Source organism: Frigidibacter albus (assembly GCF_009908165.1).
GTDB lineage: Bacteria > Pseudomonadota > Alphaproteobacteria > Rhodobacterales > Rhodobacteraceae > Frigidibacter > Frigidibacter albus.
The window spans coordinates 186,773-212,794 of record NZ_JAAAUC010000004.1 but is presented as its reverse complement, the minus strand read 5'-3'; the positions used below and the strand labels follow the sequence as shown (position 1 = coordinate 212,794).

Below are 26,022 nucleotides of genomic sequence, written 5' to 3'. Positions count from 1 at the left end.
CCAGTATTTTGACAACGCGCATGAGAATCCCTTTGTGCAATTCGCGTCTGCAGCATTTCACACATCCAGCTCTTCCACAAACCGCGCATTTTCCTGGATATACTGGAACCGCAGCTCGGGTTTCTTGCCCATCAGCCGTTCCACAAGGTCGCTCGTGTCCCCCGGCTCGTCCTCGTCGATGCTGACGCGGATCAGCTTGCGGGTCAGCGGGTTCATCGTGGTGTCCTTCAGGTCCTTGGCATCCATCTCGCCAAGGCCCTTGAAGCGCTGCACGTCGATCTTGCCCTTGCCGCCGAGGCCCTTGGCCATCATCCGTTCCTTCTCGGCATCGTCCGAGACGTAGATCCGCCGCGCGCCCTGCGTCAGGCGGTAGAGCGGCGGGCAGGCCAGATACAAATGCCCCTTGTCGATCATCGGGCGCATCTGGGTGAAGAAGAAGGTCATCAGCAGGCTGGCGATATGGGCGCCGTCGACATCGGCGTCGGTCATGATGATGATCTTGTCATAGCGCAGGTCATCGACGTTGAAGCGGGTGCCCATGGTCACGCCAAGCGCCTGGCAAAGGTCATTGATCTCCTGGTTGGCGCCCATCTTGGCGCTGGCGGCGCCGAGCACGTTGAGAATCTTGCCCCGCAGCGGCAGCAGAGCCTGCTTGGTGCGGTCGCGCGCCATCTTGGCGCTGCCGCCGGCGCTGTCGCCCTCGACGATGAACAGTTCGGTTCCCGCGCGGTTGCTGGCCGAACAATCGACCAGCTTGCCGGGCAGGCGCAGCTTCTTGGTGGCGGTCTTGCGCTGCGTTTCCTTTTCCTGCCGGCGCCGCAGCCGTTCCTCGGCCCGCAGCACCAGGAAGTCGAGGATCGCGCCCGCCGCCTTGGTATTCGCGGCCAGCCAGTTGTCGAAATGGTCACGCACCGCGGCCTCGACCCATTTCGCCGCCTCCTCGGTCGCCAGCCGGTCCTTGGTCTGGCCGACGAATTGCGGCTCGCGGATGAAGACGGAGATCAGGGCGCAGCCGCCCGCCAGCATGTCCTCGCGGGTGATGTCGGCGGCCTTGCGGTTCTTGACCAGCTCGCCGTAAGCGCGGATGCCCTTCAGGATCGCGGACCAGAAGCCGGATTCGTGGGTGCCGCCTTCGGGGGTCGGCACGGTGTTGCAATAGGACTGCAGGAAGCCGTCGCGCGCCGGGGTCCAGTTGATCGCCCATTCCGCGCTGCCCGGCACGCCGAATTTCTCCTGGAACTGCACTTTCCCGGCAAAGGGCTTCTCGGCATAGGTGGTGCTGCCGGCGAGTTGATCGCCAAGGTAGTCGCCAAGCCCGCCGGGGAAGTGGAATGTGGCCTCGGTCGGCGTCTCGCCATCGTTGACGGCGCTTTTCCAGCGGATTTCCACACCCGAGAACAGGTAGGCCTTTGACCGCGCCATCTTCAGCAGCCGCGCGGGTTTCATTTGCAGCGAGCCGAAGATTTCCGCATCCGGGTGGAAGGTCACCGTCGTGCCGCGCCGGTTCGGGGCGGGGCCGACCTTCTGCACCGGGCCCTGCGGGATGCCGCGGGAAAACTCCTGCACGTAGAGCTCGCGGTTCCGCGCCACTTCCACCCGCATGTGATCGGACAGCGCGTTGACCACCGAGGCGCCGACGCCGTGCAGGCCGCCCGAGGTCTGGTAGGCCTTGCCCGAGAATTTGCCGCCTGCGTGGAGCGTGCAGAGGATCACCTCCAGCGCCGACTTGCCGGGGAACTTCGGGTGCGGATCGACCGGGATGCCGCGGCCATTGTCGCGCACCGTCACCGAGTTGTCGGCATGCAGCTCCACCTCGATGCGGCTGGCATGGCCCGCCACCGCCTCGTCCATCGAGTTGTCCAGCACCTCGGCGACCAGATGGTGCAGGGCCCGCTCATCCGTGCCGCCGATATACATGCCGGGGCGCTTGCGCACCGGCTCCAGCCCTTCCAGCACCTCGATCGATGAGGCGTCATAGGTTTCGGGCTGACCGGAAAGCAGGTCGTTCATGGGGCCTCGTCTGCGGTTAAGCGGGGTTTTGGGGCTGCTCGGGTGTTTTGGTTGCCGGCGATTAGACCATGCGGCCCCGGGCGGGGCAAGGGAGGGTGGGGGGATGGGGGGGCTCCATGGCGGGGGAGGGGACGCGTGGATCTGCTCTCGCCGATCCCATGGCGGCGCCAATCTCTGCCGAAGCTTCAAACGGTCGGGTCGGGCGGGAAAAGGCGAGGCACTGCCTCGACCCCGCCCGTGCGGGACATTTCCCCCGGTGCCGATGGCAACACGAGACCGGATGAGGCCAGCGCCCGACCTGGCGGGCGAGAAGCGCCCGCCAAGGGCGGGGCGGGCGCTGGCCGGGCCCTTTGGGGGCGCGTCCGGGGCAAGATGAACTGTCAGCGCGTGGCGAAGGCGATGGCCTTCGCCAGAGAGGACGAAGCAGCGGCGCGGTCTATCCGAAAACGCCCTCTGCTCCAGCCTACTCCGCCGCGCGCGCCGCCCACATCGCCTTGAACGCCGGCCGCGCCTGGCAGGCCTCCAGCCAGCCTTTCAGCGCCGGGAACTCCGCCAGCAGCGGGGCATGGGCCTGCGCGTAGCGCACGCATTCGGCGGTGTTGATGTCGGCCACGGTGAAGCGGCCCCCGACCATGAAACCCTCCGCAGCCAGATGCGCCTCGAGCACCGCAAACGGGCGGCGCAGCTTGCCCGCCGCCGCCGCAACCACCGCATGGCCCACCGGATCACCCTCCTTGCCCTCGGCATAGGTGAAGCTGATATCCAGCGCCGCCGCCTCGATCCCGGTCGCGGCATAAAGCGCCCAGTTCATCATCTGCGCCTCTTCGGCCAGACCCAACGGGGCCAGCGGGCCGCCAGCCTTCCGCGCCAGATAGAGGTTGATCGCCAGCGATTCGTGCAGCACCAGCCCGTCATCCTCCATGCAGGGGATGGTGCCGGCGGGGTTCAGCTTCAGGAATTCGGGCGAGCCGGTATTCAGCGGCGCATCCGCCGCCAGCGGATCGGCGAGCTTGTATTTCTGGACCACCGGCACATGCCGCGCCCCGGTTCCCAATTCGATCCCCAGCTCGTTCATCAGCCAGAAGCTGCGCGTCGCGCGCGATTTGTAGATGCCATAGATCGTGAGCATGTGTCGCTCCATTCGGTTGCCAATGCGAAGCCTCTGTGCCGGCCCGAGGCCAGGAGCGCTTCTTGCGCGGACTGTGACGGTTTCTTGACCCGTATCAAGGCAAACTCTGCACAGGCGCCCATCATCGGCCAGTTCAAGAAGGGAGACGACCAGATGACAGCACCCCGTACCCCCGCGGCCACCGCAACCACGCCTGCCACCGATCCCGCCACCACCGCCCCGGCAAGCCCGCCCGCGCCCCATAGCGCCGCGCCGCCGGACGCGGCCTTGCAGCCCGCCACCGATGCTGCAGCCGATCCGGCCCCGCCCGGCATTGTCGTCACCGAAGGCGGCAAGGGCCTGGCCGAGGGGCCGCGCCGGTTTCCGACGGTCGATGCCAACACCATCCGCGAGGCGTTCGAATCCGGCCGCTACCCCTATCCGCGCCCGATGCCCACCCCTGCCTATGAGCGGGAAAAGCTGAAGCTGCAGGCCGAACTGCTCAAGGCCCAGATCTGGGCGCAAGAGACCGGGCAGAAATTCGTGATCCTGTTCGAGGGGCGCGACGCGGCAGGCAAGGGCGGCACCATCAAGCGGTTCATGGAACACCTGAACCCGCGGTTCGCACGCATCGTCGCGCTGAACAAACCCTCGGAGGTGGAGCGGGGCCAATGGTTCTTCCAGCGCTACATCCAGCAGCTGCCGACCGCCGGCGAAATGGTGTTCTATGACCGCAGCTGGTACAACCGCGCCGGGGTGGAGCGGGTGATGGGCTTCTGCTCGCCCTCCGACTATCTCGAATTCATGCGCCAGACCCCGGACCTGGAGCGGATGCTGGTCCGCTCGGGCGTGCAGCTGTACAAATACTGGTTCTCGGTCACGCGCGAGGAACAGCGCAAGCGCTTTGCCGCGCGCCATACCGACCCGCTGAAACGCTGGAAGCTTTCCCCCATCGACCTTGCCAGCCTTGATAAGTGGGCCGATTACACCGAGGCGAAGGAGGCGATGTTCTTCTACACCGATACCGCCGACAGCCCCTGGGTGATCGTCAAGTCGAATGACAAGAAGCGCGCACGGGTGAACTGCATGCGGCATTTCCTGTCCTCGATCGACTATCCCGACAAGGACCCTTCGGTGGCCACGCCGCCCGATCCGCTGATCGTGGGGCGTGCCAGCCACGTGATTCACGCCTCGGAACATATCCTCGGCGCCGCGCTGCACCCCAGTCAGCAGCGGGCGCGGGCGGCAACCCCGGCGCGCTGAAGGTCTGGCGCGTGGGCGCTTGACCTTGGCCGCCCCGCGCGCCACCTGTTGCCCTGAAGCAGGGGAGGCCGGGCATGGCGGATTGGGACGCGCGTTTCGCGCAGGACGGATATGTCTTCGGCAGCGCCCCCGCGGGCTTCGTCGCGCGGCAGGCCTGGCGGATCGCGCCGGGCAAGCGGGTGCTGTCGGCGGCGGAAGGCGAGGGGCGCAACGCGGTGTTCCTGGCCGAGCAGGGCGCCCGGGTCACGGCCTTTGACGGATCGGGCACCGGGCTTGCCAAGGCCCGGCGGCTGGCGGCAGAGCGGGGGGTCAGCCTCGATCTGCACCATGCCGACATTGCCGACTGGGACTGGGACGCGGCGCCCTTCGATGCGGTGCTAGGGGTGTTCTTCCAGTTCGCGCCGCCGCCCCTGCGCGCACAGGTCTTTGCGGGCATGGCCCGGGCGCTGAAGCCGGGCGGGTTGCTGCTGCTTCACGGCTACGCGCCGCGGCAGGTGGGCTACGGCACCGGCGGGCCGCCGCAGCAGGCGAACCTCTGGACGCTGGACCTGCTGCGCGAGGCCTTTGCGGGGTTCGAGATCCTGCACGCGGCGGATTATGACGCCGATCTTGCCGAGGGCGCGGGCCATCGTGGGCGCTCGGGCCTGATCGACTTCGTGGCGCGGAAGGCGGGGGTTTGATCCTGCGGCTCTCAACCCGCTCACTTCCTTTGCCCGGAATCAAGGCGCTTTAGCGCCGCCGGGCAGCGCCCGCCTCCCGGCCCGGCCACGGGCCGGGCGTTCTTCGCGGAAATCCTCCACTGGAGGATTTCTCTTGTCGCTCATCACCCCCCCCGGGCGGACGCTTTGCAACGCTTGCGCCTGGAAATTCGGTGGGAGATGTTGAACCATAAAGCGCCTAGAATCGTCGTTGCTCGCCCACCCGGCGGACGGGCGCTGCCCTCTGAAGGCGCAGATGATTGCCGGAGAACCCAATCTCTTGCCTCCGCCGCTCGCCCCTTCTGTATCCGTGATTGGAACCCCGCCGCAGGATTTGCTATGCCCGGCGCAGCGCAGGACAGGGACGCTTCAGATGACAATCGCTCGGGCAACACTCGCGGCAACGGCGCTGCTGGCTCTGGCGGCTCCAGCCTCCGCCCATCCTCACATGTTCGTCGATACCGAGCTGGAGGCGATCTTCGATGGCGGCGGCCGTCTGGCCGCGGTGCGGATCACCTGGATCTATGACGAGCTGACCACATTGCTGAGTGTCACCGATGGCGGCTATGACAAGGACGGCGATGGTACGCTGTCAGAGGCCGAAATGCAGCCGCTGCAGGGGTTCGACATGGAATGGGGCGCGGATTTCCTCGGCGATTTCCAGGTCAACCGCGGCGAGGAGCGGCTGGCGCTGGTGCCCGGCCCGCAGGACTGGACCTCGGACTGGAAGGACGGCCACCTGATCTCCACCCATGTCCGGCGGCTGGCGGTGCCGGTGGACCCGGCAACGGGGCCGCTGGTGCTCAAACCCTATGACCCGGGCTATTACACCGCCTATGCTATCATCGGCACGCCGGTCATCACCGGCCGCAGCGACTGCACCGCGCAGGTGTTCGAACCGGACCTGTCGGCGGCGCAGAAGGCGCTGGCGGCGGCGCTGGACGAATACACCCCCGACCAGTCGCTGGAGGAGATGGGCTATCTGATGATCGGCGAAAGCTACGCCGAGGAAGTGCGCCTGACATGCATGAAGTGACGACGGGGCGGGGACTGAGCACGAGGCTGGCTTTGGCCGCCGTGGTGCTGGCGGTCGTGCTGGCGCTGGCGGCGCTTTGGGCCTTGGACGGCTTCGACGCCATGGCGCGGGCGGCCACCGCCGGCCAGCGTTGGGCGCAGAACGAGATGGCGGGGGGCCTGCGCGCGCTGAAGGGCGGCGAGGCGGGGGCGTTCTGGGCGCTGATGGGCGTGGCCTTTGGCTACGGGGTGTTCCACGCCGCGGGGCCTGGGCATGGCAAGATGCTGATCGGAGGCTATGGCCTCGCGGCCGCGGTGCCGGTGCGGCGCCTGGTGGTGATCGCGCTTGCCTCCAGCCTCGCGCAGGCGACGACGGCGGTGGCGCTGGTCTATGCCGGGGTGCTGGCGCTCGGCTGGACCCGCCAGCAGGTGGTGGGGCTGACCGATGACACGCTGGCGCCGCTGGGGCATCTGGCGGTGGCCGCGGTGGGGATCTGGCTGGTGCTGCGCGGCGCGCGCGGGCTGAGGCGGTGGGGACGGGCGGGGTGGGGAGCGCGGGACCATGCAGGGCATGAGCACGCTGCCCATGACCAGGCTCACCACGGGCATGGCCACCACGAACACGCCCACCACGATCACCCGCACCACGGCGCTCCGGCCGCCGCCGCCCCTGCGCATTCGGGGCACGGTCCCCTCCACCCCCACGCCCCCGTCTGCGAGACCTGCGGCCACGCCCATGGCCCCAGCCTCGAGCAGGTGGCCGAGGTCCGCTCGCTGCGCGACGCCCTCGTGCTGATCGCCGGCATCGCGGTGCGGCCCTGTTCGGGGGCGCTGTTCCTGCTGATCCTGACCTGGCAGATGGGGGTCGCCGGGGCCGGGATCGTCGGTACCTATGTCATGGGCCTTGGCACCGCGCTGGTGACGGTGGGGGTGGCGCTGCTGGCGGGCGGGATGCGTGCCGGCACGCTGGCCTCGCTCGCCGGCACCCGAGGCTTTGCGCTGGCCGTCCCGGCGCTGGAGCTGGGGGCGGGGCTCGCGGTGGCGCTGATCGCCGGAGGGCTGGCGCTGGCGGCGCTGTAGGGGGGGGCAACGAGGGGATTGACCGCCCGCGCGACGATGTAGACCGCAGCCGTTTCGCACCATCAGAGGGCAGGGCCCGTCCGCCGGGTGGGCGCTGCCCGGCGGCGCCAAGGCGCCTTGTTCCGGGCAAGGGAGGAGGAAGCCTCGCGTGGCCGATCCGGGTGCCCAAGCTGGCAGCCCAGGCCAATACGCCGACTGATCGCATCTGGACCTTCCCTCGGCTTCCACGGTAAGCCACCGGCCATGACCGCGCGCCTGACATATCCCGCCCACGCCAAGGCCCTCCTTGTCCTCGGCCTGCCGCTGATCGGCAGCCATCTGGCGCAGATGGCGCTGCATGTCACCGATACGGTGATGCTGGGCTGGTACGGGGTCGAGGCGCTGGCAGCGGTGGTGCTTGGCGCCTCGCTGTTCTTCATCGTCTTCATCCTCGGCTCGGGCTTTGCCATTGCCGTCATGGGCATGGTCGCCGCCGCGCTTGGCCGCGGCGACGAGGCACAGGTGCGCCGCGACGTGCGCATGGGCCTCTGGCTGTCGCTGCTGTTCGGCCTCGCCGTCGCGCCGCTGATGTGGTGGTCGGGCGCGCTGCTGCGCGGCCTTGGCCAGGACCCGGTGGTGGCGCAGCTGGCACAGGATTACCTGCGCATCGCCGGGCTCGGCATGGTGCCGGCCCTGCTGGTGATGGTGCTCAAAAGCTATCTTGCCGCGCTGGAGCGGACGGCGGTCGTCCTTTGGGCCACGCTTGGCGCCGCGGTGCTGAACGGCTTCATGAACTGGGCGCTGATCTTCGGCAACTGGGGCGCGCCGGAACTGGGCGTGCGAGGCGCCGCCGCCGCCAGCCTTGCCTCGCAACTGCTTTCGCTGGCGGTGCTTGCCGGCTATGCCGCCTGGCACCCGGCGCTGCGGCGCTTCCACCTGTTCCAGCGCATCTGGCGCCCCGACTGGCAGGCGTTCCGGCAGGTGTTCCGCACCGGGCTGCCAGTGGGCCTGACCAGCCTCGCCGAAGGCAGCCTCTTCAACGCCGCCGCGGTGATGATGGGCTGGATCGGCACCATAGAGCTGGCCTCGCACGGCATCGCCATGGAGGCGGCGGCGCTGGCCTTCATGGTGCATCTGGGCCTGTCGAATGCCGCGACGGTGCGCGTCGGCCGGGCGCACGGGATGCGCGACGCGCAGGGGATGCGCGATGCGGCGCTGACCGCGATCGCGATGTCGATGGGCTTCGGCCTTGCCGTGGTGGCGCTGTTCCTGCTGGCGCCGGGGCTGATCATCGCGGCCTTCCTCGACATGAAGAACCCGGCCTCGGGCGCGATCGTGGTGGTCGGCACCATGCTGCTGGCGGTCGCGGCGCTGTTCCAGCTGTTCGACGCGCTGCAATGCATGGCGCTTGGCATCTTGCGCGGGGTGCAGGATACCGGCGTGCCGATGACGCTGGCGGTGTTCAGCTACTGGGTCGTCGGCATCCCGGCCAGCTATGTGCTGGCCTTCCCGCTGGGGATGGGCCCGGCGGGGGTCTGGCTGGGGCTGGTGGTGGGCCTTGCGCTCGCCTCGGCGCTGCTGATGGCGCGCTTCTGGTCGGGGCGTGCGCGGCGGGTCTGAGGCTACTCGCCGGTGTCTTCCGCCGGCTGGCCCTTCATGATCCGCTCTGCCTTCTTGCGCACCAGCACGGTGCGCAGGTCATGCATCGCCAGCAGCAGCGGGTCGGTCACATTCTCCAGCTGCTCATCGCTGGCCTTGGCTTGCACCCATTGCGCCGTCAGGTTCAGGTAATCGACGGCGCGGTGGATGTCGTCGATGTCGCGCCTGGCCAGCAGCGCCTGCCGATTGGCCAGCCACTCGCGGATCACGACCATATCGGCCGGCGTCAGCTTGCGTTCGCCATGCGCCTTGATCTCGCCGTTGCGGACATTGACCAGCGCGATCTGGTCCATCTCGATCCGGCGCTGGCGGTTTTCGGTATCGACCCGAAACACCGCCGCGCCATTCTCGCGGATGCGAAAGTAATAGTCGGGCAAATCGCCTGCCATGCCTTGCGCCTCCGCTTCTCGATCACGTCAACCCGGCGCAGAACGCCTGGATGCGGCGGCAGGCCTCGGTCAGGGCCTCGTCCGAGGTAGCGTAGCTGATGCGGAAGTTGGGCGACAGGCCAAAGGCCGCGCCGAACACCACCGCAACGCCGGTTTCCTCCAGCAGCGCCGTGGCGAACACCTCGTCATCGGTGATCGCGGTGCCCGCGGCGCTGGTCTTGCCGATGCAGCCGGCGATGGACGGGTAGACGTAGAACGCCCCCTCCGGCATCGGGCAGCGGATGCCCTCCGCCTCGTTCAGCATCCCCACCACCAGATTGCGCCGCCGCTCGAACGCGGCACAGCTTTCCGCGATGTAGTCCTGTGAGCCGTTCAGCGCCTCGACCGCCGCCCATTGGCTGATGGAACAGGGGTTCGAGGTCGATTGCGACTGCACCTTGCCGATGGCCTTGATCAGCATTTCCGGCCCGGCCGCATAGCCGATCCGCCAGCCGGTCATCGCATAGGCCTTGCTGACGCCATTGCAGGTCAGCGTGCGGTCATAAAGCCCGGGCTCCACCTGCGCGGGGGTGCAGAACTCGAAATCGCCGAACACCAGATGCTCATACATGTCGTCGGTCATCACCCAGACATGCGGGTGGCGCATCAGCACATCGGTCAGCTCCTTCAGCTCGGCCCGGCTGTAGCCTGCGCCCGAGGGGTTCGACGGCGAGTTGAAGATGAACCATTTGGTCTTCGGCGTGATCGCCGCCTCCAGCTGCTCGCCGGTGATCTTGTAGCCGGTCTGCATCGGGCCTTCGACGAAGACAGGCGTTCCGCCCGCCAGCAGCACCATATCGGGGTAGCTGACCCAATAGGGCGCGGGGATGATGACCTCATCCCCCGCGTTCAGCGTCGCCACCAGCGCGTTGTACAGCACCTGCTTGCCGCCGGTGCCGACCGTCACCTGCGCGGGCGTATAGTCCAGCCCGTTCTCGCGCTTGAACTTGGCGCAGATCGCCTTCTTCAGCTCGGGGATCCCGTCCACGGCGGTGTATTTGGTCTTGCCGGCATCGATCGCCGCCTTCGCCGCGTCCTTGATGTTCTGCGGCGTGTCGAAATCGGGCTCGCCGGCGCCAAGGCCGATCACGTCCTTGCCCGCGGCCTTCAGCTCGGCCGCTTTTTGCGTGACGGCGATGGTCGGCGAGGGTTTGACGCGCGAAAGGGTGTCGGAGAGGAAGGCCATGCGGGGGAACTCCGGTTTGTATCTGCCGGGGCCATGTCTTAGGCTGCTGCCGATGACCGATCAAGGACCAAAGGACAAAGCGATGAGCGACAATCCGATGGACGAGGGCGCAACCGCCGGCTGGTTCAGCGACGAAACCGCCACTTTCGGCGACCGCGTCACCGGCGCGCGCGAGGCGGCGGGGATGACGCGCGAACAGCTGTCGGCGCGGCTGGGGGTGAAGCTGAAGACGGTGGCCGCCTGGGAGGATGACATGTCCGACCCGCGCGGCAACAAGCTGCAGATGCTGTCGGGGATGCTGGGCGTGTCGATCCCCTGGCTGCTGACGGGGCAGGGCGACGGGCCCGAAGGCCCCGACGCACAGCGCAATGAGCTGGCGCCGCTTCTGGCCGAGATGCGCCAGCTGCAGGCGGATCTCGGCCAGATCGCGGGCCGGATGGGGCAACTCGAACAACGCCTGCGCGCCGCAACCGGCAGCGCGGCACAGCAGGAGATGACGGAATGACCGAAACGGCAGAGGCCCGGCTGAAGCGGATGCGGATGCGCAGCTGGCGGCGCGGCACCAAGGAGATGGACCTGATCCTCGGCCCCTGGGCCGATGCGCGGTTGGCGGGCATGTCGCCCGAGGCGCTGGACCTCTACGACGTGCTGCTGGAAGAGAATGACCAGGACCTTTACCCCTGGATCACCGGCCATGCGGTGCCCCCCGCGCATCTGTCCGCGCTTCTGGACGAGATCGGCGCCTTTGCCCGCACCCGCCTGTCGCCCGCCAGCTAGCGCCGACGGCCTCATTGCCGTTAACCGGAATTTTGCCTTTCCCCGCCAGTCTCCCTTCCGGGACGGGCAACTGGCGGAGACGCGCATGACGATGCATGTGGCAGGGCAACTTGCGGTGCAGGACACGGCAAAAAGGGGCTTCCATCTCGGCTATCTCGACAGCCTCGCGCTGGTCGAACGGCTGCACCGGCTGCTCCTCGACGTGATCAAGGATGAATTCGAACGGCTGGGCCAGCTGGAAATCAACGCGGTGCAGGCGCTCTTGCTGTTCAACATCGGCGAGAACGAGGTGACGGCGGGCGAGCTGAAATCCCGCGGCTACTACCAGGGCTCGAATGTCAGCTACAACCTGAAGAAACTGGTGGAGGCCGGCTTCATGCACCACCAGCGCTGCGAGATCGACCGCCGCTCCGTCCGCGTGAAGCTGACCCCCAAGGGCCGCGAGGTGCGCAGTGTCGTCGCCGCCCTCTTCGCCCGCCATGCCGAGGGGATGGAGGCCAAGGGCGTCATCGGCCTCGACGGCATCGACCTCGTCAACACCTCCCTGCGCCGGCTCGAACGCTACTGGACCGACCAGATCCGCTATATCTACTGAAGGGCGGCGGGGACGGGCGCCCGCCCGCCTGACCGCCCGACCCCGCTGGCGTCGGTCCGGCACCTCGGGGCCCGATGCGGCCCTGTGCCTTCCCTGTGCCGGGTCTGGCGTCTCGGCGCCCGCGCGGTCACAGCTTGCCCGCGCCGAAAAGAGCCCGCGCCCGCCCGCCTTCTCGCGGATCGGCTCTGCGCCGGGTTCAGAGGTCGTCTTCGATCCCCTTGCAACATAGCCAAGCCGCCGCTGCGCCGGGCGTTTCCGCTTCACGGCTCCGCGGCGGCATGGAGGCGCACATAGCACAGCGGCGCCGCCAAGCCCTCGGGGTAGGAATGGCGCGCCCTGACCCTGCCGCACCGCATCCTCCGCTTCGTTCTGGTCAAAATATCCTCGGGGGGAGCGCCCGGCACGGGCGCCGGGGGGCAGACGGCCCCCCGCCTTCGTCAGCCACGGGCCGCCCGGCAGCCCGCAAGGGCCTTCACCAATGCCCGGTATTGCCCATGCTCGCCCAGGGCTCGGCCGGCGCCAGCGCATCGCCCATCTGCAGCAGCTCGATCGACACATTGTCGGGGCTGCGCACGAAGGCCATATGCCCGTCGCGCGGCGGGCGGTTGATCACCACGCCATTGGCCTGCAGATGCGCGCAGGTGTCGTAGATATTCTCCACCGCATAGGCCAGATGCCCGAAATGCCGGCTGTCCGACGGGAGCCCGTCATCCCCGTCCCAGTTGAACGTCAGCTCCACCGGGCACTCGGCCTGGCCCGGAGGCGCCAGGAACACCAGCGTGAAGCGGCCCTTCTCGCTCTCGATGCGGCGGGTTTCCTCCAGCCCCAGCAGGCGGAAAAAGGCGATCGAGGCGTCAAGGTCCAGCACCCGGACCATGGTGTGAAGATAGCGGATCTGCATGAAATTTCTCCTGTTCGCGGCGCGTTGGCCAAAGACCAGTCTAGCGCCCTGCGCGGCAGGGGCGAGGGGCAACGCACGCGATGCGGCATTTCCCCGCCGCCCACCTCCGCATATAGCCGTTCACCCCAAGGCCCCACCCATATAGAGTAGCGCCGGAATCATGCCGCAGGAGGGACCGATGCCGCTGACCCCGGAACAACTGGCCGAGATCGAGGAGGCCCGCTCCGAACCCCGCCAAACCCTGCGCGCCACCGCCCCGGGGATGGAGGCGCATCTCTACACAGCGCATCCGGTGCTCGATCACGGTCTCGTCCGCGTCATCGACTACATGGGTGACGACGGCGCCATCACCCAGGCCGCCCGTGTCAGCTATGGCCGCGGCACCAAGTCGGTCTCGAACGATGAAGGGCTGATCCGCTACCTGATGCGGCACTGGCATTCGACCCCGTTCGAGATGTGCGAGGTGAAATTCCACGTCAAGCTGCCGGTCTTCGTGGCGCGCCAGTGGATCCGCCACCGCACCGCCAACGTCAACGAATACTCCGCCCGCTACTCGATCCTCGACCGGGAGTTCTACATCCCGGCGCCGGACCAGCTGGCGGCGCAATCCACCGTCAACAACCAGGGCCGCGGCGCGGTGCTGGAGGGGGCAGAGGCCGCCCGCGTGCTCGATCTGCTGCGCGAGGATGCGATGCGCAGCTATGACCATTACGAGGGCATGCTCAGCCAGGACGGCCAGCAGGGCCTTGCGCGTGAACTGGCGCGGATGAACCTGCCCGCCAATATCTACACGCAATGGTACTGGAAGATCGACCTGCACAACCTCTTCCACTTCCTGCGCCTGCGCGCCGATGCCCATGCGCAGTATGAGATCCGTGTCTATGCCGAGGCGATGTGCGAGATCGTCAAGGATTGGGTGCCGTTGGCCTATGGTGCCTTCGAGGATTACCGACTCGGCGCCGTGCAGCTCAGCGGCAAGGGCGCAGAGGCGCTGAGGCGCCGGCTGGCCGGCGAGGTGGTGACGCAGGAAAGCTCGGGGATGAGCAAGGGCGAGTGGCGCGAGTTTGTGGCGGAGTGGGGCTGAGCCGCCTTCAGGCCCGGGCGCGCGCCTCTGGCCGTGCCTCGGGCCGCGTTTGTGGGCTGACCACAAAGATCTGATTCTGGAATGCCGCCTTCAGCACCGCCTGCGCGGTGGTGTCCACGTCCAGCGCCTCGCGCGCCAGCCGCAGGTGCTTTTCCACCGTCGCCGGCGCCAGCCCCATGATCTGCGCGATATCGGCGGTGGTCTTGCCATCGCCGACCCATTCCAGCGCCTCGCGCTGGCGCAGGCTCAGCGCCCGGCGCGAGGTGGCGAAGGGCATCGCGGTGATGCGCAGATGGGTGATGTTGTTCAAGACCAGCAGCTCGCGCCCGTGCCGTGCCCAGACCTCGTCGACTTCGCCCTGCCGCAGCCCCTCGCGCGCGCAGAGCGCGATGGCGCCCTTGGCCCGGACCGAGGCATCGCGGAAGCTGATCGAATAACCGGCTTCGATCCGGTGGCGCTGGTTCAGGTCGCGCACCTGCCGCTCGGCCTCGGTCATGGCGCCGTTGCGCGAGCGCTCCTCGATCATCCGCCAGGAACAGGCGCCTTCGTTCTCGGCGGCCCAGCCGACCATCGGCGCATGCATGTAAAGCCCGCCTTCGATATAGTCGCGCAGATAGTCCGGGTTGTAGTTCGACAGAACCAGCAGATCGTCCTTGCTGCCAAAGGATTTGTGGGTGCGGAACCGGGTGAAGCCATACAGCAGCCGGTCAAAGCCGAACCCTGCCATGCGCGCCGCGTGCAGCGCCCAGACCTCCTCGATGGTGCCGGCCTGCATCAGCCGTTCCAGATGATCGATCATTCGGCACCTGCCCGCGGCGCAAACCGGCTCTCGGCCCGGGTCACCCGGCCCTGACATGGCATCGATATCTTCGGCGGGCAGACAGCCCGGGCAATCGTCGTCTTCATATGCGTTGGTCCCCGGCCAAATCTGCCACGCGGGTTCGGCCCTGTCGAGAGCGCCGTCGCTTTTCGCCGCCAAAGCGATGGTGAGGCCACTTTTCCCTGCGATCACCGCGCGGTAGGTAGGATCAGAATCGGCTAAGGGGCAAAGCATGGACGTGCAGGGAACGGATGTTCTGGTCATCGGCGGCGCGGTGATGGGGGCCTCGGTCGCCTTCTGGCTGACCCGGATGCAGCCGGGGCTGCGGGTGAGCGTGGTCGAAATGGACCCCAGCTATGCCCGGTCTTCGACCGCGCTGTCGGCGGCGTCGATCCGCCAACAGTTCAGCAACCCGGTCAACGTGCAGATCAGCCGCTTCGGGGTGGAGTTTCTGAGGGATTTTCAGGGCTCGCTGGGGCAGGACGTCGGCGTGCCCTCGCTGGGGCTCAAGGAGAACGGCTACCTGTTCCTGGCCGAGACAGAGGCAGGCGCGGCGCTGATGGAGGATCTGGCGGCGATGCAGCGCGGCCTCGGGGCCGAGACGCAGGTGCTGTCGCCGGCCGAGATCGCGGCGCGGTTTCCGTGGATCGAGACCGCCGGCCTGTCGGCGGCCAGCTACGGCCCGCGGCTGGAGGGGTGGTTCGACAATATGGGCCTGCTGGCCGGCTTCCGGGCGGCGGCGCGGGCGCAGGGCGCGCAGTTCGTCCGTGACCGGGTGACCGGGCTGGAACGGGTGGACGGGCGCGTGGTTGCGGCAACGTTGGAAAAGGGCGGGCGGGTCGAGGCGGCAAGCTTCATCTGCGCAGCGGGAACGGGGGCGGCTTCCGTTCTTAAGATGTTGGGCGAAGATCTGCCCGTAGAGCCCCGGAAACGCACGGTTTTCGTCGTCGACGCCCCCAATGCCCGCCACCCCGAAGCCCCCATGGTCATCGACCCCGCCGGCTACTGGATGCGCCCCGAGCACAGCCAGTGGCTGACCGCGACCGTGCCGACCGAGGATGGCCCTTGCGCGGCGGATGATTTTGAGCCCGATGCCGGCCAGTTCGAGGATCTGATCTGGGAGAAGATCTGGAACCGGGTGCCGGGCTTCGACGAGGCGAAGGTCACGCGGCTCTGGGCCGGGCACTATGCCTATAACACCCTGGACCAGAACGCCATTCTTGGGCTGCATCCGCATCTGGCGAACTTCTACCTGATGAACGGCTTTTCCGGTCACGGGCTGCAACAGGCCCCCGCCGTCGGCCGCGGCATTGCCGAACTGCTGCTGACGGGAGCGTATCAAAGCCTCGATCTGTCGCCCTTGGGGGTCGAGCGGGTGCTGGAGGGCCGGCCCTTCCTGGAACAGGCGATCGTGTGACCCCTCCGCCTGACAGCGTGCTTGCGCTCTGGGGCCTCACCGCGCCGCTGGAGCGGTTGACCGGCGGGCATCGCAATGCCGCCTGGCGCACGCGGGGGCGGGGGCCGGGTCTGGTGATCAAGAGCACGCGGCGCAGCGAGGCGGCGCTGCTCTGGCTGGGCGGGATGATGGATGCGGCCGAGGCGGCGGGCTTTGCGGTGCCGCGGCTGATCGCCTCGCGGCAGGGACGGCTGATCGAGGCGGGGTGGACTTGCGAGCCTTTCCTTGAGGGCCGGCCCTTCGCGCCGGCCGACCTGACAAGGATCGCGGGGCGCATCGAGGTGCTGCACCGCCTCTCGGCGGCGATGCCGCAGCGGCCGGGCTTTGCCAGTGCGCTGGACCTTGCAGGCGGCGCGGAGGCGGGCGGCGATGTGGACCTGCGGGCGATGCCGGCGCCGCTGGCAGAGGCCTGCCGCGCGGCCTGGGGCGCGCTGCGGGGGCTGCCGCGGGCCGGTATCCACGGCGACCTCGGCCCCGGCAACCTGCTGTGGGACGCGGATGGCCGCCCGGTGCTGCTGGACTGGGACGAGGCCCGGGTGGATGCGGTGCCGTTCGACACCGGCCCCTGCGGCGCTGACCTGCCGCCGCCGATGCGCCGGGCGTTGCTGGCCTGGGAAATTGCCTGCTGCTGGCAACTGGAGCCGGAGCGGGCGGCCGGTCTGGCAGGGGGCTTCCTGGCAGGCTGATCCCCGGACGCAGGAAGGGGCGCGGTGTCCCGCGCCCCCCTGTGACTGCAATCCGGGACAGGATTACATGTGGTCGGGCTTCGGCGTGTCGCCGGTGCGCACCGGCAGGATCGGGTGCACGACCTCGGGCTGCTCGCCGGTCAGGGTGCCGAGGAAGGCCACGATGTCATCGACATCGGTGTCATTCAGATCGGCACCAAGCTGCGAGGTGCCCATGATCTGCACGGCCTCGCGCAGATCCCAGACCACGCCCGAGTGGAAGTAGGGGGCGGTGATGGCGATGTTGCGCAGCGGCGCGGCGCGGAAGACATAGTCGTCATCCGCTGTCTCGGTCACCGCAAAGCGGCCGCGGTCACCTTCGGGCAGCACGTCGCCGCCGGGGCGTTCGATCAGGCCGAAGGGGTAGTATTCCTGCCCGCCGAAGTTCACGCCGGCATGGCAGGACGAACAGCCCTGATCCATGAACGCGGCGAGGCCGCGCTTTTCCTGCTCGTTCAGCGCGCCGTCAGCGCCCATCAGCCACTGGTCGAAACGGGCGTTGGGGGTGATCAGCGTCGCCTCGAAGCTTTCGATGGCGCGCGCGAAGTTGTCGAAGGTGATCGGGTCGGCCTCGCCCGGGAAGGCGGCGGCGAAGGCGGTCACATAGCCGTCCATCGACTTGAGGGTCGAGGTCACCATTTCGGGGGTGTTGTTCATCTCCACCCCGGCCTGCACCGGCCCCTTGGCCTGTGCGGCAAGGTCGGGCGCGCGGCCATCCCAGAACTGGGCGATGTTGAACACGGCATTGAACACGGTCGGCGAGTTGCGCGGACCCTTCTGCCAGCCGTGGCCGATCGAGGTTTCGAGCCCGTCCACACCGCCGATGCCGACATTGTGGCACGACTGGCACGAGAAGATGCCCGAGCTGGAGATCCGCGGATCGAAGAACAGCATCGCGCCAAGGTCGATCCGGTCGCGGGTCATCACGATGGTGTCGATGTCGGCCCCGCTGAGCGGGATGACCTCGAACATATCCTTGGCTTGGTCACGCAGGGCGGAATCGTCGGCCAGGGCAGGGGCGGCGAGCAGGGCCAGCACCGCTGCGGTCGACGTGAAATATCGTCTCATAAGGTAGTCCCTCCGGTTCATTCAGAACGTGGAACTATTCTAAGACAAACTCCTGACGATAAATTGATCTGGATCACGAAGCGCACCGATTGCGCCAGTCTGCCGCAGATAGTCAGGCCTGGAAGTAGTCCCGATACCAGGCGACAAAGCGGGCCACCCCTTCGGGCACCGCGGTTCGCGGGCTGTAGCCGGTCAGCGCCTGCAACAGGGCGCCATCTGCCCAGGTCGCGGGCACGTCGCCGGCCTGCATCGGCATCATGTTCAGCGTGGCGCTGCGGCCCGTCGCCGTCTCGATGGCGCGGATGAAATCCATCAACTGCACGGGCTCGGAGTTGCCGATATTGACCACGCGCCACGGCGCCACGGCCGACAGGCTGTCCCCCGGCGCAATCGACTCGGCGCTTTCGGGGCGGACGGGGGCGGCGTCGATCAGCAGGCGGATGCCGTGGACCAGATCCTCGACATAGGTGAAGTCGCGCTGCATGTCGCCGTGGTTGAACACGTCGATCGGCGCGCCTTCGAGAATCGCCTTGGTGAACTTGAACAGCGCCATGTCGGGGCGGCCCCAGGGGCCATAGACGGTGAAGAACCGGAACATGGTGATCGGCAGGCCGTAGAGATGCGCGTAGCTGTGCGCCATCGCCTCGTTGGCCTTCTTGGTGGCCGCATAGAACGACATCTGGCTGTCGGCCTTGGCGGTTTCCGCATAGGGCATTTCGGTATTCGCGCCATAGACCGAGCTGGTCGAGGCCATCAGCATATGTTGCGGCGGGTAGGCGCGGGCGGCCTCCAGCAGCTCGAAGGCGCCGATCAGGTTCGCCTCCAGATAGGCGCGGGGCTGGTCGATGGAGTAACGCACCCCGGCCTGGGCGGCGAGGTGGACGACCACATCGGGGCGCTCATCCGCCATCAGGCCCATCAGCAGGCCGGGCTCCTCGATCTTGGCATGGACGAAGCTGAAGCCGTCGGATTGCATCAGCATCGCGCGGCGCCGGTCCTTCAGCGCCACGTCGTAATAGTCGTTCAGGCTGTCGAGCCCGATGACGCGGAACCCATCCTCCAGCAGCCGCCGGCAGAGGTGATAGCCGATGAAGCCGGCCGCCCCCGTGACAAGAGCGGTGCGGGGGGCGGTGCTGGGTTCGGTCATCATCGGCTCCGGGGTGGACAGGGTCAGGCGTGGTCCTGCAGCATCTTGGTCAGGGTCGCGGTCTTTTCCGCGAGCAGCGCGGCATTGCCCGACGCCTCGACGTTCAGCCGCACCACCGGCTCGGTATTGGACGAGCGCAGGTTGAAACGCCAGTCCGGAAATTCAAGGCTGACGCCGTCCATGTCGTCGCGCAGGGTCGCGTCCGGCTCGAAGGCTGTGACGATGGCGGCGATGGCGGCCTTGGGATCGGCGATGTGGAAGTTGATCTCGCCAGAGGAGGGGTAGGCGGCGCGGCGCGCCTCGACCAGTTCCGCCAGCGGGACGCCGCGGCGGGCCATCAGCTCGGCGATCAGCAGCCAGGGGATCATGCCGCTGTCGCAATAGACGAAGTCGCGGAAGTAGTGATGCGCCGACATCTCGCCGCCGTAGACGGCGCCGGTGTCGCGCAGCGCCTGTTTCAGGAAGGCATGGCCGGTGCGGGCCTGCACGGCGCGGCCCCCCGCCTCGGCAATGACGGCGCGGGTGTTCAGCACGACGCGCGGATCGTGGACGATGGCGGCACCGGGGGTCTTGTCGAGGAAGATCGCCGCCAGCAGGCCAACGATATATTCTCCGGCGATGAAGTCGCCCTTGGCATCGAAGAAGAAGCAGCGGTCGAAATCGCCGTCCCAGGCCACGCCCATGTCGGCCCCGGCAGCGCGGACGGCGTCTGCAGTGACCGGCTGGTTTTCGGGCAGCAGCGGGTTGGGGATGCCGTTCGGGAAGCTGCCATCGGGGGTGTGGTGCAGGCGCAGGAAGGTCAGCGGCGCGCCGCGGGCAACCAGCGCCTCGGCGATGGCGTCGAAGGTGGGGCCGGCGGTGCCATTGCCGGCGTTCACCAGGATCTTCAGCGGGCGCAGCGCGGCGATATCGACGAAGGACAGCACCCGTTCGACATAGGCTTCGCGGGCGCCTTCAGCGGGGGCGACACTGCCGCCGGATTTCGGCTCGGCGAAGTCTTCGGATTCCGCCAGCGCCTTGATCGCCGCCAGCGCGCCCTTCGGGTCCAGCGGCGCCGATCCGCGGCCGACCAGCTTCATGCCGTTATAGTCCATCGGGTTGTGCGAGGCGGTGACCTCGATCCCGCCATCGGCATCGAAACGCGTGGTGGCGAAATACATCTCTTCGGTGCCGGCAAGGCCGAGGTCCAGAACCTCGACACCTGCCGCCATCAGCCCTTCAACCAGAGCGGTGCAGAGGCTTTGGGAAGAGGCGCGGCAATCGCGGCCCACCACCACGCGGCGGGCCCCCAGCACCTCGGCAAAGGCGCGGCCGATGCGGCGGGCGATGTTCTCGTCAAGGTCGATGCCAAGGCGGCCGCGAACGTCATAGGCCTTGAAGCAGGTCAGGTCGGACATGGAATTTCCCGGCAGGTCAGAGGGGGTTTTACAGTGATGATCGCGCATCTGCGCACCCGGAAAATCCCCCGCCGGCTCGGGCCGAACCTGCCCGCGGGTCGCCGTTTCCGGCCGGCCTGCGGGTGGGTGCCGGATCAATCGTTGTAATACTTCTTCCCGTAAGAGGCGTAGGCACCGTAGTTGTCCCCATATCCGTAGCGCCGCATCCCGGCTGCGTCGATCTGGGTCAGCACCAGACCCGAAACCCGCAGGCTTGCGGTTTCGAACAGCCGCAACGCCTCGGAGACCTGGGATTTCGAGGTCGAGTCCCATTTGACGACGAAGATGATCGCGTCGGCGTGCTGGCCGATGATCCGCACATCGGGAACGACCAGCACCGGCGGCGTGTCGATGATGATGAAGTCATAGATCGCACGCATGTCGGTAACAAAGCTGGCGAAGCTGTCGGACGAGAACACGTCGGCGGCGTTCGCCTTGGTTGCCTCGCCGATCAGCACGTCGCCGATGCGCTCGTCATGGTTGATCACTTCGTCCAGACGCTTTTCACCGGACAGCACCGCCAGCAGCCCCAGCTCCTGATCGAACTTGAAATACTGCCCGAAGACCCGCCGGCGGATGTCGCCTTCGACCAGCAGCACCTTCTTGCCCATCTGCGTCAGGTTCTGCGCCAGCGCCAGCGAGGTAGTGGTCTTGCCTTCGCCGGGGATCGCCGAGGTGCTGATGATCACCTGCGGCTGGCTGTCGAGGTTGGACAGCAGCACCGAGGTTCGCAGGTTTCGTACCGCCTCGGCGGCAGAGGAGGTCGGCTTGGCGAAAAGATAGCTGATCGCGTCGCTGCGCGAGCGGGACGGGATCTGCGGGATCTGGCCCATCACGGTGCGGCCGGTCAGATCTTCCAGTTCACGCGCGCTGCGGAAGGTGTTCTGGCCCGCCTCGCGCAGCAGCACGATGCCGGTGCCCAACATCAGCCCGAGGATACCCGACATCGCGAGGATCAACGATTTGCGGGGAGCAGACGGCGCGTTCGGGATCACCGCATCGGACAGCACCCGGCTGTCGGCCTGCTGGATCCCCTGCTGGACCGAGGTTTCCTTCATCCGGTTCAGGAAATATTCGTAGATCAGCCGGCTCGATTCCGCCTCGCGGGTGAACTGCTGCAAGGTGATCAGGTCGGCGGACTGACGCTCGATCTGGCCCTCGAATTCGATCAGGCCGGCGCGGAGCGAGGCAAGCTGATCCGCCGCACGGGTCGCTTCAAGCTCGGCGCGGGCCAGGATCTGTTCGAACCGCAGATCGAAGCTGCGGGCATCGGCTGGCGACAGCGTGCCCCGGCCTTCCTCCAGCAACCGGATCAGCACCGGGTCCTCGGAGACTTCGGCTCTCGCTGTGGGGGTCGTGGCGGCACCCAGGTCGTCGGCGCGCTGCTGCAAGGCCGCAGTCTGCGATTCAGAGGCCGAGATTCGGTCGCGCAGATCCTTTGCCTGCCGGTCGAGCGCGAGCAGGGTCTGTTCGTCGATCAGCTGGGTGGAGGCGCGGAAGTCCTGCAAGCGGGCTTCCGACGCTTCAAGCGAGACCTGCAGTTCGATGACCCGCTCCGACAGCCAGTCCGTCGCCTGCTCGGTCGCATCGAACTTCACCTGCAGCTGCTCGAGAATGTAAAGCTCGGCGATGGTATCGGCGATCCGCGCGGATTTGACCGGGTTCTCGGTCTGGACCGTGATCTGGAACACGTAGCTTTCAGCAACGTTCCTGATCGTGGTCCGCTCCAGCAAGGCCGAAACAACGCTGTCGAGGCGGCTTCTGTCTGCAAGTTCGGGATCCAGCGGTGCAGGCTCGGATCTGGGGAGAAGCGAGGTCACCGCGCCCTTGAGGCGCGCCATGACGCCCGGCTCGCGCAAGGAGGAATTGAACTCGGGGTCAGAGGGCAGATCAAGCTCCAGCACGACCTTGCGCATCAGCGAGCGCGCGCGGAGCACTTCCACCTCTGTGGTGATGACCGAGCTGTCGCCGCCCAGTCCCCCCAGCACGCCCTCGAGCCCGGAGACCTGCTCTTCACGGGTGTCAAGGATCACGACCGATGTGGATTGGTAGGTCGGAACTGCAACCACATAGGCGTAATAGCCCCCGATCAGCACCGTGATCATGGCGCAAAGAGCGATCCAGAGCTTGCCGCGCCAAAGGGTCGAGACGACGCCGGCAAGATCGATGGTGTCGTCCGTGACGACCTGCGGCGAAGGTTGCTGAACCTGCGCGGGATTGTGAAGCATTTTGGCCCCTCGTTGACGTGGCTGCGATGGCCCCCAGAAGCATTGGTGCCGAACTTGGGACGCGCTCAATCACTCTTAACCTACACGCGCCTAGGGATAACCGAGTTTTCCAGCTTCGCAAAGCGCGATGTTGCAGTGCAGCAACCCGGCGGTGGCTTTCCGCCAACGGTCTGACGGCTGTCGCTCCACAGCGCGGCGCAACGCCGCTGCGCGGGGCTCCAAGGTGCCTTCCCGGGGCTGCCGGGCCGGTGTTGGCGCCGTATCGGGCCGGCGGGCGCACCTTGCGCGATCTCTTTGCAGTTGCAGCAATTTCCTGGATGTGCGGCGGTTGCCCCGCCCTTCGCGAGGTTCTGCGCGCGCCCGATCCCGCCGCAGTTTCATTTTCCCGATTGCGCTGCACGCCGTGCTTGACGGCGGGGCTCGGCATCGGCTTCATTGTCTGACAAATGGACGAAGCCTGCGCGATTGATCCCCGGTCCGGTGACACACCAGAGCCGAGGGCCCGATCTCCGCGGCTTTGGCTGCTCCGGGGAGGGAGTGGGATGAACGCCAAGATCACGTACCCGGGCGACCGCGCATGACCGCGGCCGAATCGACAGCCGCCACGCTGAGCGTCGAGGGGCTGACGCTGGCCTTTGGCGGGCTGAAGGCGCTCGGGCATGTGTCGTTCCGCGCCGAGGCCGGGTCGATCCACGCGCTGATCGGCCCGAACGGCGCCGGCAAGACCTCGATGTTCAACTGCATCTCGGGCTTCTACCGGCCTTCGCAGGGTGTGATCCGGCTCGACGGGCAGGATATCAGCCGGCTGCGGCCCCCGGCGCGGGCCAAGCTGGGGCTGGCGCGGTCGTTCCAGAACATCGCGCTGTTCCGCGGCATGTCGGTGCTCGACAACATCAAGCTGGGCCGCCACTCGCACATGCGCACGAATCTTTTGCAGGCGCTGATCTATGCCGGCCCCGCCGCGCGCGAGGAGGAGGCCCTGCGGGCGGAAGTCGAGGAGCGGATCATCGACTTCCTCGAGATCGACCATATCCGCCACAAGCCGGTTTCGGTGCTGTCCTATGGCCTGCAAAAGCGGGTGGAGCTGGCGCGGGCGCTGGCGATGCAGCCGCGGGTGCTGATGCTGGACGAACCCGTGGCCGGCATGAACCGCGAGGAAACCGAGGACATGGCCCGCTTCATCCTCGACGTGAAGGAAGAATGGGGGGTCACGATCCTGATGGTCGAGCATGACATGGGGCTGGTGATGGATATTTCCGACCGGGTGACGGTGCTGAACTTCGGCCAGGTGATCGCCGATGGCCTGCCGGCCGAGGTGCAGGCCGATCCGCATGTGGCCGAGGCCTATCTGGGCAGCGGCGATCCGGCGGCCTTGATGCGGCGGCTGGCGGCCGAGGCGGGAGCAGGCGCATGACCGACTTGCTGTTCTTGCTGGAAGTGTCGCTGGCCGGCCTCGGCTCTGGCGCGCTGTTGTCGCTGACCGCGCTGGCCTTCGTGCTGATCTACAAGGCGACTCGGGTCATCAATCTTGCGGTGGGCGAGATCCTGATGCTGGGCAGCTACCTGTTCTTCGCCTTCGGGGCGGGGATGGGCCTGTCCGTGTGGCTGGCGCTGCCGCTGGCAGTGGCGGGCGGCGCGCTGACCGGCGCGGTGGTGGAGCGGGGGCTGATCCGGCCGATGCTGGGGGAAAGCCCGATTTCGGTGTTCATGGTCACGGTTGGCCTCGGATCCGTGCTGATCGGGCTGGTGGAGCTGATCTGGGGCACCGATCCGCGCAGCCTGCCACCCTTCATCGCCAACACGCCGGTGTTCCTGGGCGAGGCTTATGTGTCGCGCAAGATCCTGGTGGCGTTCCTCGTGGCAGGGGCGGTGATGGCGGCCTTCATGCTGCTGTTCCGCTACTGGCGCGGCGGCGTCGCCCTGCGCGCCACCGCCACCGATCAGGCGGCGGCCTATTCATGCGGCATCAACGTGCCCGGTGTCTTCTCGGCGGCCTGGACGGTCGGCTGCGGCATCGCCGCGGGGGCGGGGGTGCTGCTGGGCGCCATTGGCGGCATCTCGCCCTCGATGGGGGTGTTCGGGCTGTCGGCGCTGGTGGTGGTGATCGTCGGCGGGCTCGATTCCATCCTTGGCGCGCTGATCGGCGGGCTGGCGCTGGGGCTGATCCAGTCCTGGGCCGGAACCTATCTGGGCGGCGAGTATCAAAGCGTCGTCACCTTCGGGCTGCTGATCGTGGCGCTGATGGTCCGGCCCTATGGCCTGTTCGGCACCCATGAGATCGAGAGGCTGTAGATGATCATCGGCACCGCCAAGGAAACCTACCGCGCCGATGCGGCCCTGCTGACGACCCAGCCGCAGCGGGTCTGGATGGCGATCTTTCTGGCGGCGCTGCTGGCGCTGCCCTTCGTGCTGGATGCCTATTGGCTGTACCTCGTCTGCCTGGCGATGATCAATGTCGGCGCGGCGACCGGGCTGAACATCCTGACCGGCTATACCGGGCTTGTCAGCCTCGGGCAGGCGGCGTTCATGGCCGTCGGCGCCTATACCGTCGCCTGGCTGGAGCGTGAGCTGGGAACGCCGATGCTGGTGAACCTTACCGCTGCGGGCGGGGTTGCCGCCGCCGTGGGCGTGCTGGTCGGCATCCCCAGCCTGCGGGTCAAGGGGCTCTACCTCGCCATCGCCACCATCGCGGCCTCGTTCATCCTGCATTTCGTCTTCGTCCACTGGGTGCCCGTCACCGGCGGGGCCAGCGGCATCAATGTGCCGCCCGCCACCTTCTTCGGGGTCGAGCTGGTCACCTATTTCCGGCTCTACTGGGTGATCCTGCCGGTGACGGCGCTGATGGTGCTGGGGGCGGCGAACCTGTTCCGCACCCGCATCGGCCGCGCCTTCATCGCCGTGCGTGACCGCGACATCTCGGCCGAGGTGCTGGGGATCCCGCTCTTGCGCTACAAGCTGATGAGCTTTGGCATCGCCTCGTTCTATGCCGGCGTCTCCGGCGGGCTCTGGGCCTATTTCTTCCGGGTGGTCACGCCCGAAAGCTTCCCGCTGCTCGCCTCGATCTTCCTGCTGGCCGCGATCATCGTCGGCGGCATGGGCACCATCCTTGGCGGTATCATCGGCGCGATCTTCATGACGCTGGCCCCCGAGATGCTGCGCTTCGTGGTGGAATGGGTCAGCCCCTGGGTGCCGGGTGCCGGCACGCTGCTCTCGCCGCTGCGCACCGTGGTGTTTGGCGCGATGATCGTCGGCTTTCTGGTGTTCGAGCCGCAGGGCATCGCCGAGATCGTGGCGAGGGTCCGGCGTTATTTCCGGCTCTGGCCGTTCCGAACCTGACACGACACGACCATGCATGGGAGG

General features: G+C 67.4%; 24 protein-coding genes. 14 read left to right on the top strand and 10 right to left on the bottom strand.

Annotation, left to right across the window (positions count from 1 at the left end; translation table 11 throughout):
• Nucleotides 1-57: 57 nt before the first annotated feature.
• Both parE and GVY41_RS07945 read right to left on the bottom strand, forming a co-directional pair.
• The gene (parE, locus tag GVY41_RS07950) at nucleotides 58-2,010 is read right to left on the bottom strand and encodes a DNA topoisomerase IV subunit B (RefSeq protein ID WP_161345198.1); all 1,953 of its coding nucleotides are present in this window, start codon (nucleotides 2,008-2,010) and stop codon (nucleotides 58-60) included.
• 463 nt (nucleotides 2,011-2,473) lie between these two features.
• Nucleotides 2,474-3,139, bottom strand: a complete 666-nt coding sequence (locus GVY41_RS07945) for a glutathione S-transferase family protein (RefSeq protein WP_161345200.1) — start codon at nucleotides 3,137-3,139, stop codon at nucleotides 2,474-2,476.
• Nucleotides 3,140-3,292: 153 nt separating this feature from the next.
• Between GVY41_RS07945 and ppk2 the strand changes: the two genes are divergently transcribed.
• From ppk2 to GVY41_RS07920, 5 genes are all read left to right on the top strand, one after another.
• Nucleotides 3,293-4,381 carry a polyphosphate kinase 2 gene (ppk2, locus tag GVY41_RS07940; protein ID WP_161345202.1) on the top strand — a complete coding sequence of 363 codons (1,089 nt, stop codon included), beginning with the start codon at nucleotides 3,293-3,295 and terminating at the stop codon, nucleotides 4,379-4,381.
• A gap of 74 nt (nucleotides 4,382-4,455) precedes the next feature.
• Nucleotides 4,456-5,061 carry an SAM-dependent methyltransferase gene (locus GVY41_RS07935; RefSeq protein ID WP_161345204.1) on the top strand — a complete coding sequence of 202 codons (606 nt, stop codon included), beginning with the start codon at nucleotides 4,456-4,458 and terminating at the stop codon, nucleotides 5,059-5,061.
• Nucleotides 5,062-5,452: 391 nt separating this feature from the next.
• Nucleotides 5,453-6,115, top strand: coding sequence for a DUF1007 family protein (locus GVY41_RS07930; protein ID WP_161345206.1), 663 nt, complete (start codon nucleotides 5,453-5,455; stop codon nucleotides 6,113-6,115).
• A complete protein-coding gene (locus GVY41_RS07925) occupies nucleotides 6,103-7,173 on the top strand; it encodes a nickel/cobalt transporter (RefSeq protein ID WP_161345208.1) in 1,071 nt (356 codons plus the stop codon). The genes GVY41_RS07930 and GVY41_RS07925 overlap by 13 nt, the downstream gene beginning before the upstream one ends.
• Before the next feature lie 243 nt (nucleotides 7,174-7,416).
• A complete protein-coding gene (locus GVY41_RS07920) occupies nucleotides 7,417-8,772 on the top strand; it encodes an MATE family efflux transporter (RefSeq protein WP_161345210.1) in 1,356 nt (451 codons plus the stop codon).
• 2 nt (nucleotides 8,773-8,774) lie between these two features.
• Here GVY41_RS07920 and GVY41_RS07915 read toward each other — a convergent pair whose 3' ends face one another.
• Together GVY41_RS07915 and GVY41_RS07910 are read right to left on the bottom strand one after the other, a co-directional pair.
• A complete protein-coding gene (locus GVY41_RS07915) occupies nucleotides 8,775-9,200 on the bottom strand; it encodes a hypothetical protein (protein WP_161345212.1) in 426 nt (141 codons plus the stop codon).
• A 22-nt stretch (nucleotides 9,201-9,222) separates the two neighbouring features.
• Entirely contained in the window at nucleotides 9,223-10,425 is a 1,203-nt protein-coding gene (locus GVY41_RS07910; RefSeq protein WP_161345214.1) for a pyridoxal phosphate-dependent aminotransferase, read from the bottom strand.
• Between the two features lie 82 nt (nucleotides 10,426-10,507).
• Here GVY41_RS07910 and GVY41_RS07905 point away from each other — a divergent pair, with 82 nt between their 5' ends.
• From GVY41_RS07905 to GVY41_RS07895, 3 genes are all read left to right on the top strand, one after another.
• Nucleotides 10,508-10,930 carry a helix-turn-helix domain-containing protein gene (locus tag GVY41_RS07905; RefSeq protein WP_229725991.1) on the top strand — a complete coding sequence of 141 codons (423 nt, stop codon included), beginning with the start codon at nucleotides 10,508-10,510 and terminating at the stop codon, nucleotides 10,928-10,930.
• Nucleotides 10,927-11,202 (top strand): FAD assembly factor SdhE, encoded by a 276-nt coding sequence (locus GVY41_RS07900; protein WP_161345216.1) that lies wholly within the window; start codon nucleotides 10,927-10,929, stop codon nucleotides 11,200-11,202. Before GVY41_RS07905 ends, GVY41_RS07900 begins: the two co-directional genes overlap by 4 nt.
• Before the next feature lie 91 nt (nucleotides 11,203-11,293).
• Nucleotides 11,294-11,797, top strand: coding sequence for a MarR family winged helix-turn-helix transcriptional regulator (locus GVY41_RS07895; protein ID WP_161345544.1), 504 nt, complete (start codon nucleotides 11,294-11,296; stop codon nucleotides 11,795-11,797).
• Nucleotides 11,798-12,269: 472 nt separating this feature from the next.
• Here GVY41_RS07895 and GVY41_RS07890 read toward each other — a convergent pair whose 3' ends face one another.
• Nucleotides 12,270-12,698 carry a VOC family protein gene (locus tag GVY41_RS07890; RefSeq protein WP_161345218.1) on the bottom strand — a complete coding sequence of 143 codons (429 nt, stop codon included), beginning with the start codon at nucleotides 12,696-12,698 and terminating at the stop codon, nucleotides 12,270-12,272.
• A 178-nt stretch (nucleotides 12,699-12,876) separates the two neighbouring features.
• Here GVY41_RS07890 and thyX point away from each other — a divergent pair, with 178 nt between their 5' ends.
• Complete coding sequence (gene thyX / locus GVY41_RS07885) at nucleotides 12,877-13,782, top strand: FAD-dependent thymidylate synthase (protein ID WP_161345220.1); 906 nt, start codon at nucleotides 12,877-12,879, stop codon at nucleotides 13,780-13,782.
• A 7-nt stretch (nucleotides 13,783-13,789) separates the two neighbouring features.
• Here thyX and GVY41_RS07880 read toward each other — a convergent pair whose 3' ends face one another.
• A complete protein-coding gene (locus GVY41_RS07880; RefSeq protein ID WP_161345222.1) occupies nucleotides 13,790-14,581 on the bottom strand; it encodes a helix-turn-helix transcriptional regulator in 792 nt (263 codons plus the stop codon).
• Between the two features lie 253 nt (nucleotides 14,582-14,834).
• On the opposite strand from GVY41_RS07880, the gene GVY41_RS07875 reads away from it, so the two are divergent.
• Together GVY41_RS07875 and GVY41_RS07870 are read left to right on the top strand one after the other, a co-directional pair.
• Nucleotides 14,835-16,019: an NAD(P)/FAD-dependent oxidoreductase gene (locus GVY41_RS07875; RefSeq protein WP_161345224.1), complete on the top strand. Its 1,185-nt coding sequence runs from the start codon at nucleotides 14,835-14,837 to the stop codon at nucleotides 16,017-16,019.
• Nucleotides 16,016-16,744 (top strand): phosphotransferase enzyme family protein, encoded by a 729-nt coding sequence (locus GVY41_RS07870; protein ID WP_161345226.1) that lies wholly within the window; start codon nucleotides 16,016-16,018, stop codon nucleotides 16,742-16,744. The genes GVY41_RS07875 and GVY41_RS07870 overlap by 4 nt, the downstream gene beginning before the upstream one ends.
• 63 nt (nucleotides 16,745-16,807) lie before the next feature.
• Here GVY41_RS07870 and GVY41_RS07865 read toward each other — a convergent pair whose 3' ends face one another.
• The 4 genes from GVY41_RS07865 to GVY41_RS07850 form a co-directional block, all read right to left on the bottom strand.
• Nucleotides 16,808-17,851, bottom strand: coding sequence for a cytochrome-c peroxidase (locus GVY41_RS07865; protein ID WP_161345228.1), 1,044 nt, complete (start codon nucleotides 17,849-17,851; stop codon nucleotides 16,808-16,810).
• A gap of 112 nt (nucleotides 17,852-17,963) precedes the next feature.
• On the bottom strand, nucleotides 17,964-18,998 hold the full coding sequence (locus tag GVY41_RS07860; RefSeq protein WP_161345230.1) for an NAD-dependent epimerase/dehydratase family protein: 1,035 nt from the start codon (nucleotides 18,996-18,998) through the stop codon (nucleotides 17,964-17,966).
• A 23-nt stretch (nucleotides 18,999-19,021) separates the two neighbouring features.
• Nucleotides 19,022-20,395, bottom strand: a complete 1,374-nt coding sequence (locus tag GVY41_RS07855; RefSeq protein ID WP_161345232.1) for a phosphohexomutase domain-containing protein — start codon at nucleotides 20,393-20,395, stop codon at nucleotides 19,022-19,024.
• A gap of 134 nt (nucleotides 20,396-20,529) precedes the next feature.
• Entirely contained in the window at nucleotides 20,530-22,662 is a 2,133-nt protein-coding gene (locus GVY41_RS07850; RefSeq protein ID WP_161345234.1) for a GumC family protein, read from the bottom strand.
• A gap of 577 nt (nucleotides 22,663-23,239) precedes the next feature.
• On the opposite strand from GVY41_RS07850, the gene GVY41_RS07845 reads away from it, so the two are divergent.
• The 3 genes from GVY41_RS07845 to GVY41_RS07835 are packed head-to-tail and all read left to right on the top strand — an operon-like array spanning nucleotide 23,240 to nucleotide 25,998.
• Complete coding sequence (locus tag GVY41_RS07845) at nucleotides 23,240-24,076, top strand: ABC transporter ATP-binding protein (RefSeq protein ID WP_161345236.1); 837 nt, start codon at nucleotides 23,240-23,242, stop codon at nucleotides 24,074-24,076.
• On the top strand, nucleotides 24,073-24,954 hold the full coding sequence (locus GVY41_RS07840) for a branched-chain amino acid ABC transporter permease (RefSeq protein WP_161345238.1): 882 nt from the start codon (nucleotides 24,073-24,075) through the stop codon (nucleotides 24,952-24,954). Before GVY41_RS07845 ends, GVY41_RS07840 begins: the two co-directional genes overlap by 4 nt.
• Nucleotides 24,955-25,998, top strand: a complete 1,044-nt coding sequence (locus GVY41_RS07835) for a branched-chain amino acid ABC transporter permease (protein WP_161345240.1) — start codon at nucleotides 24,955-24,957, stop codon at nucleotides 25,996-25,998.
• Nucleotides 25,999-26,022 lie beyond the last annotated feature (24 nt).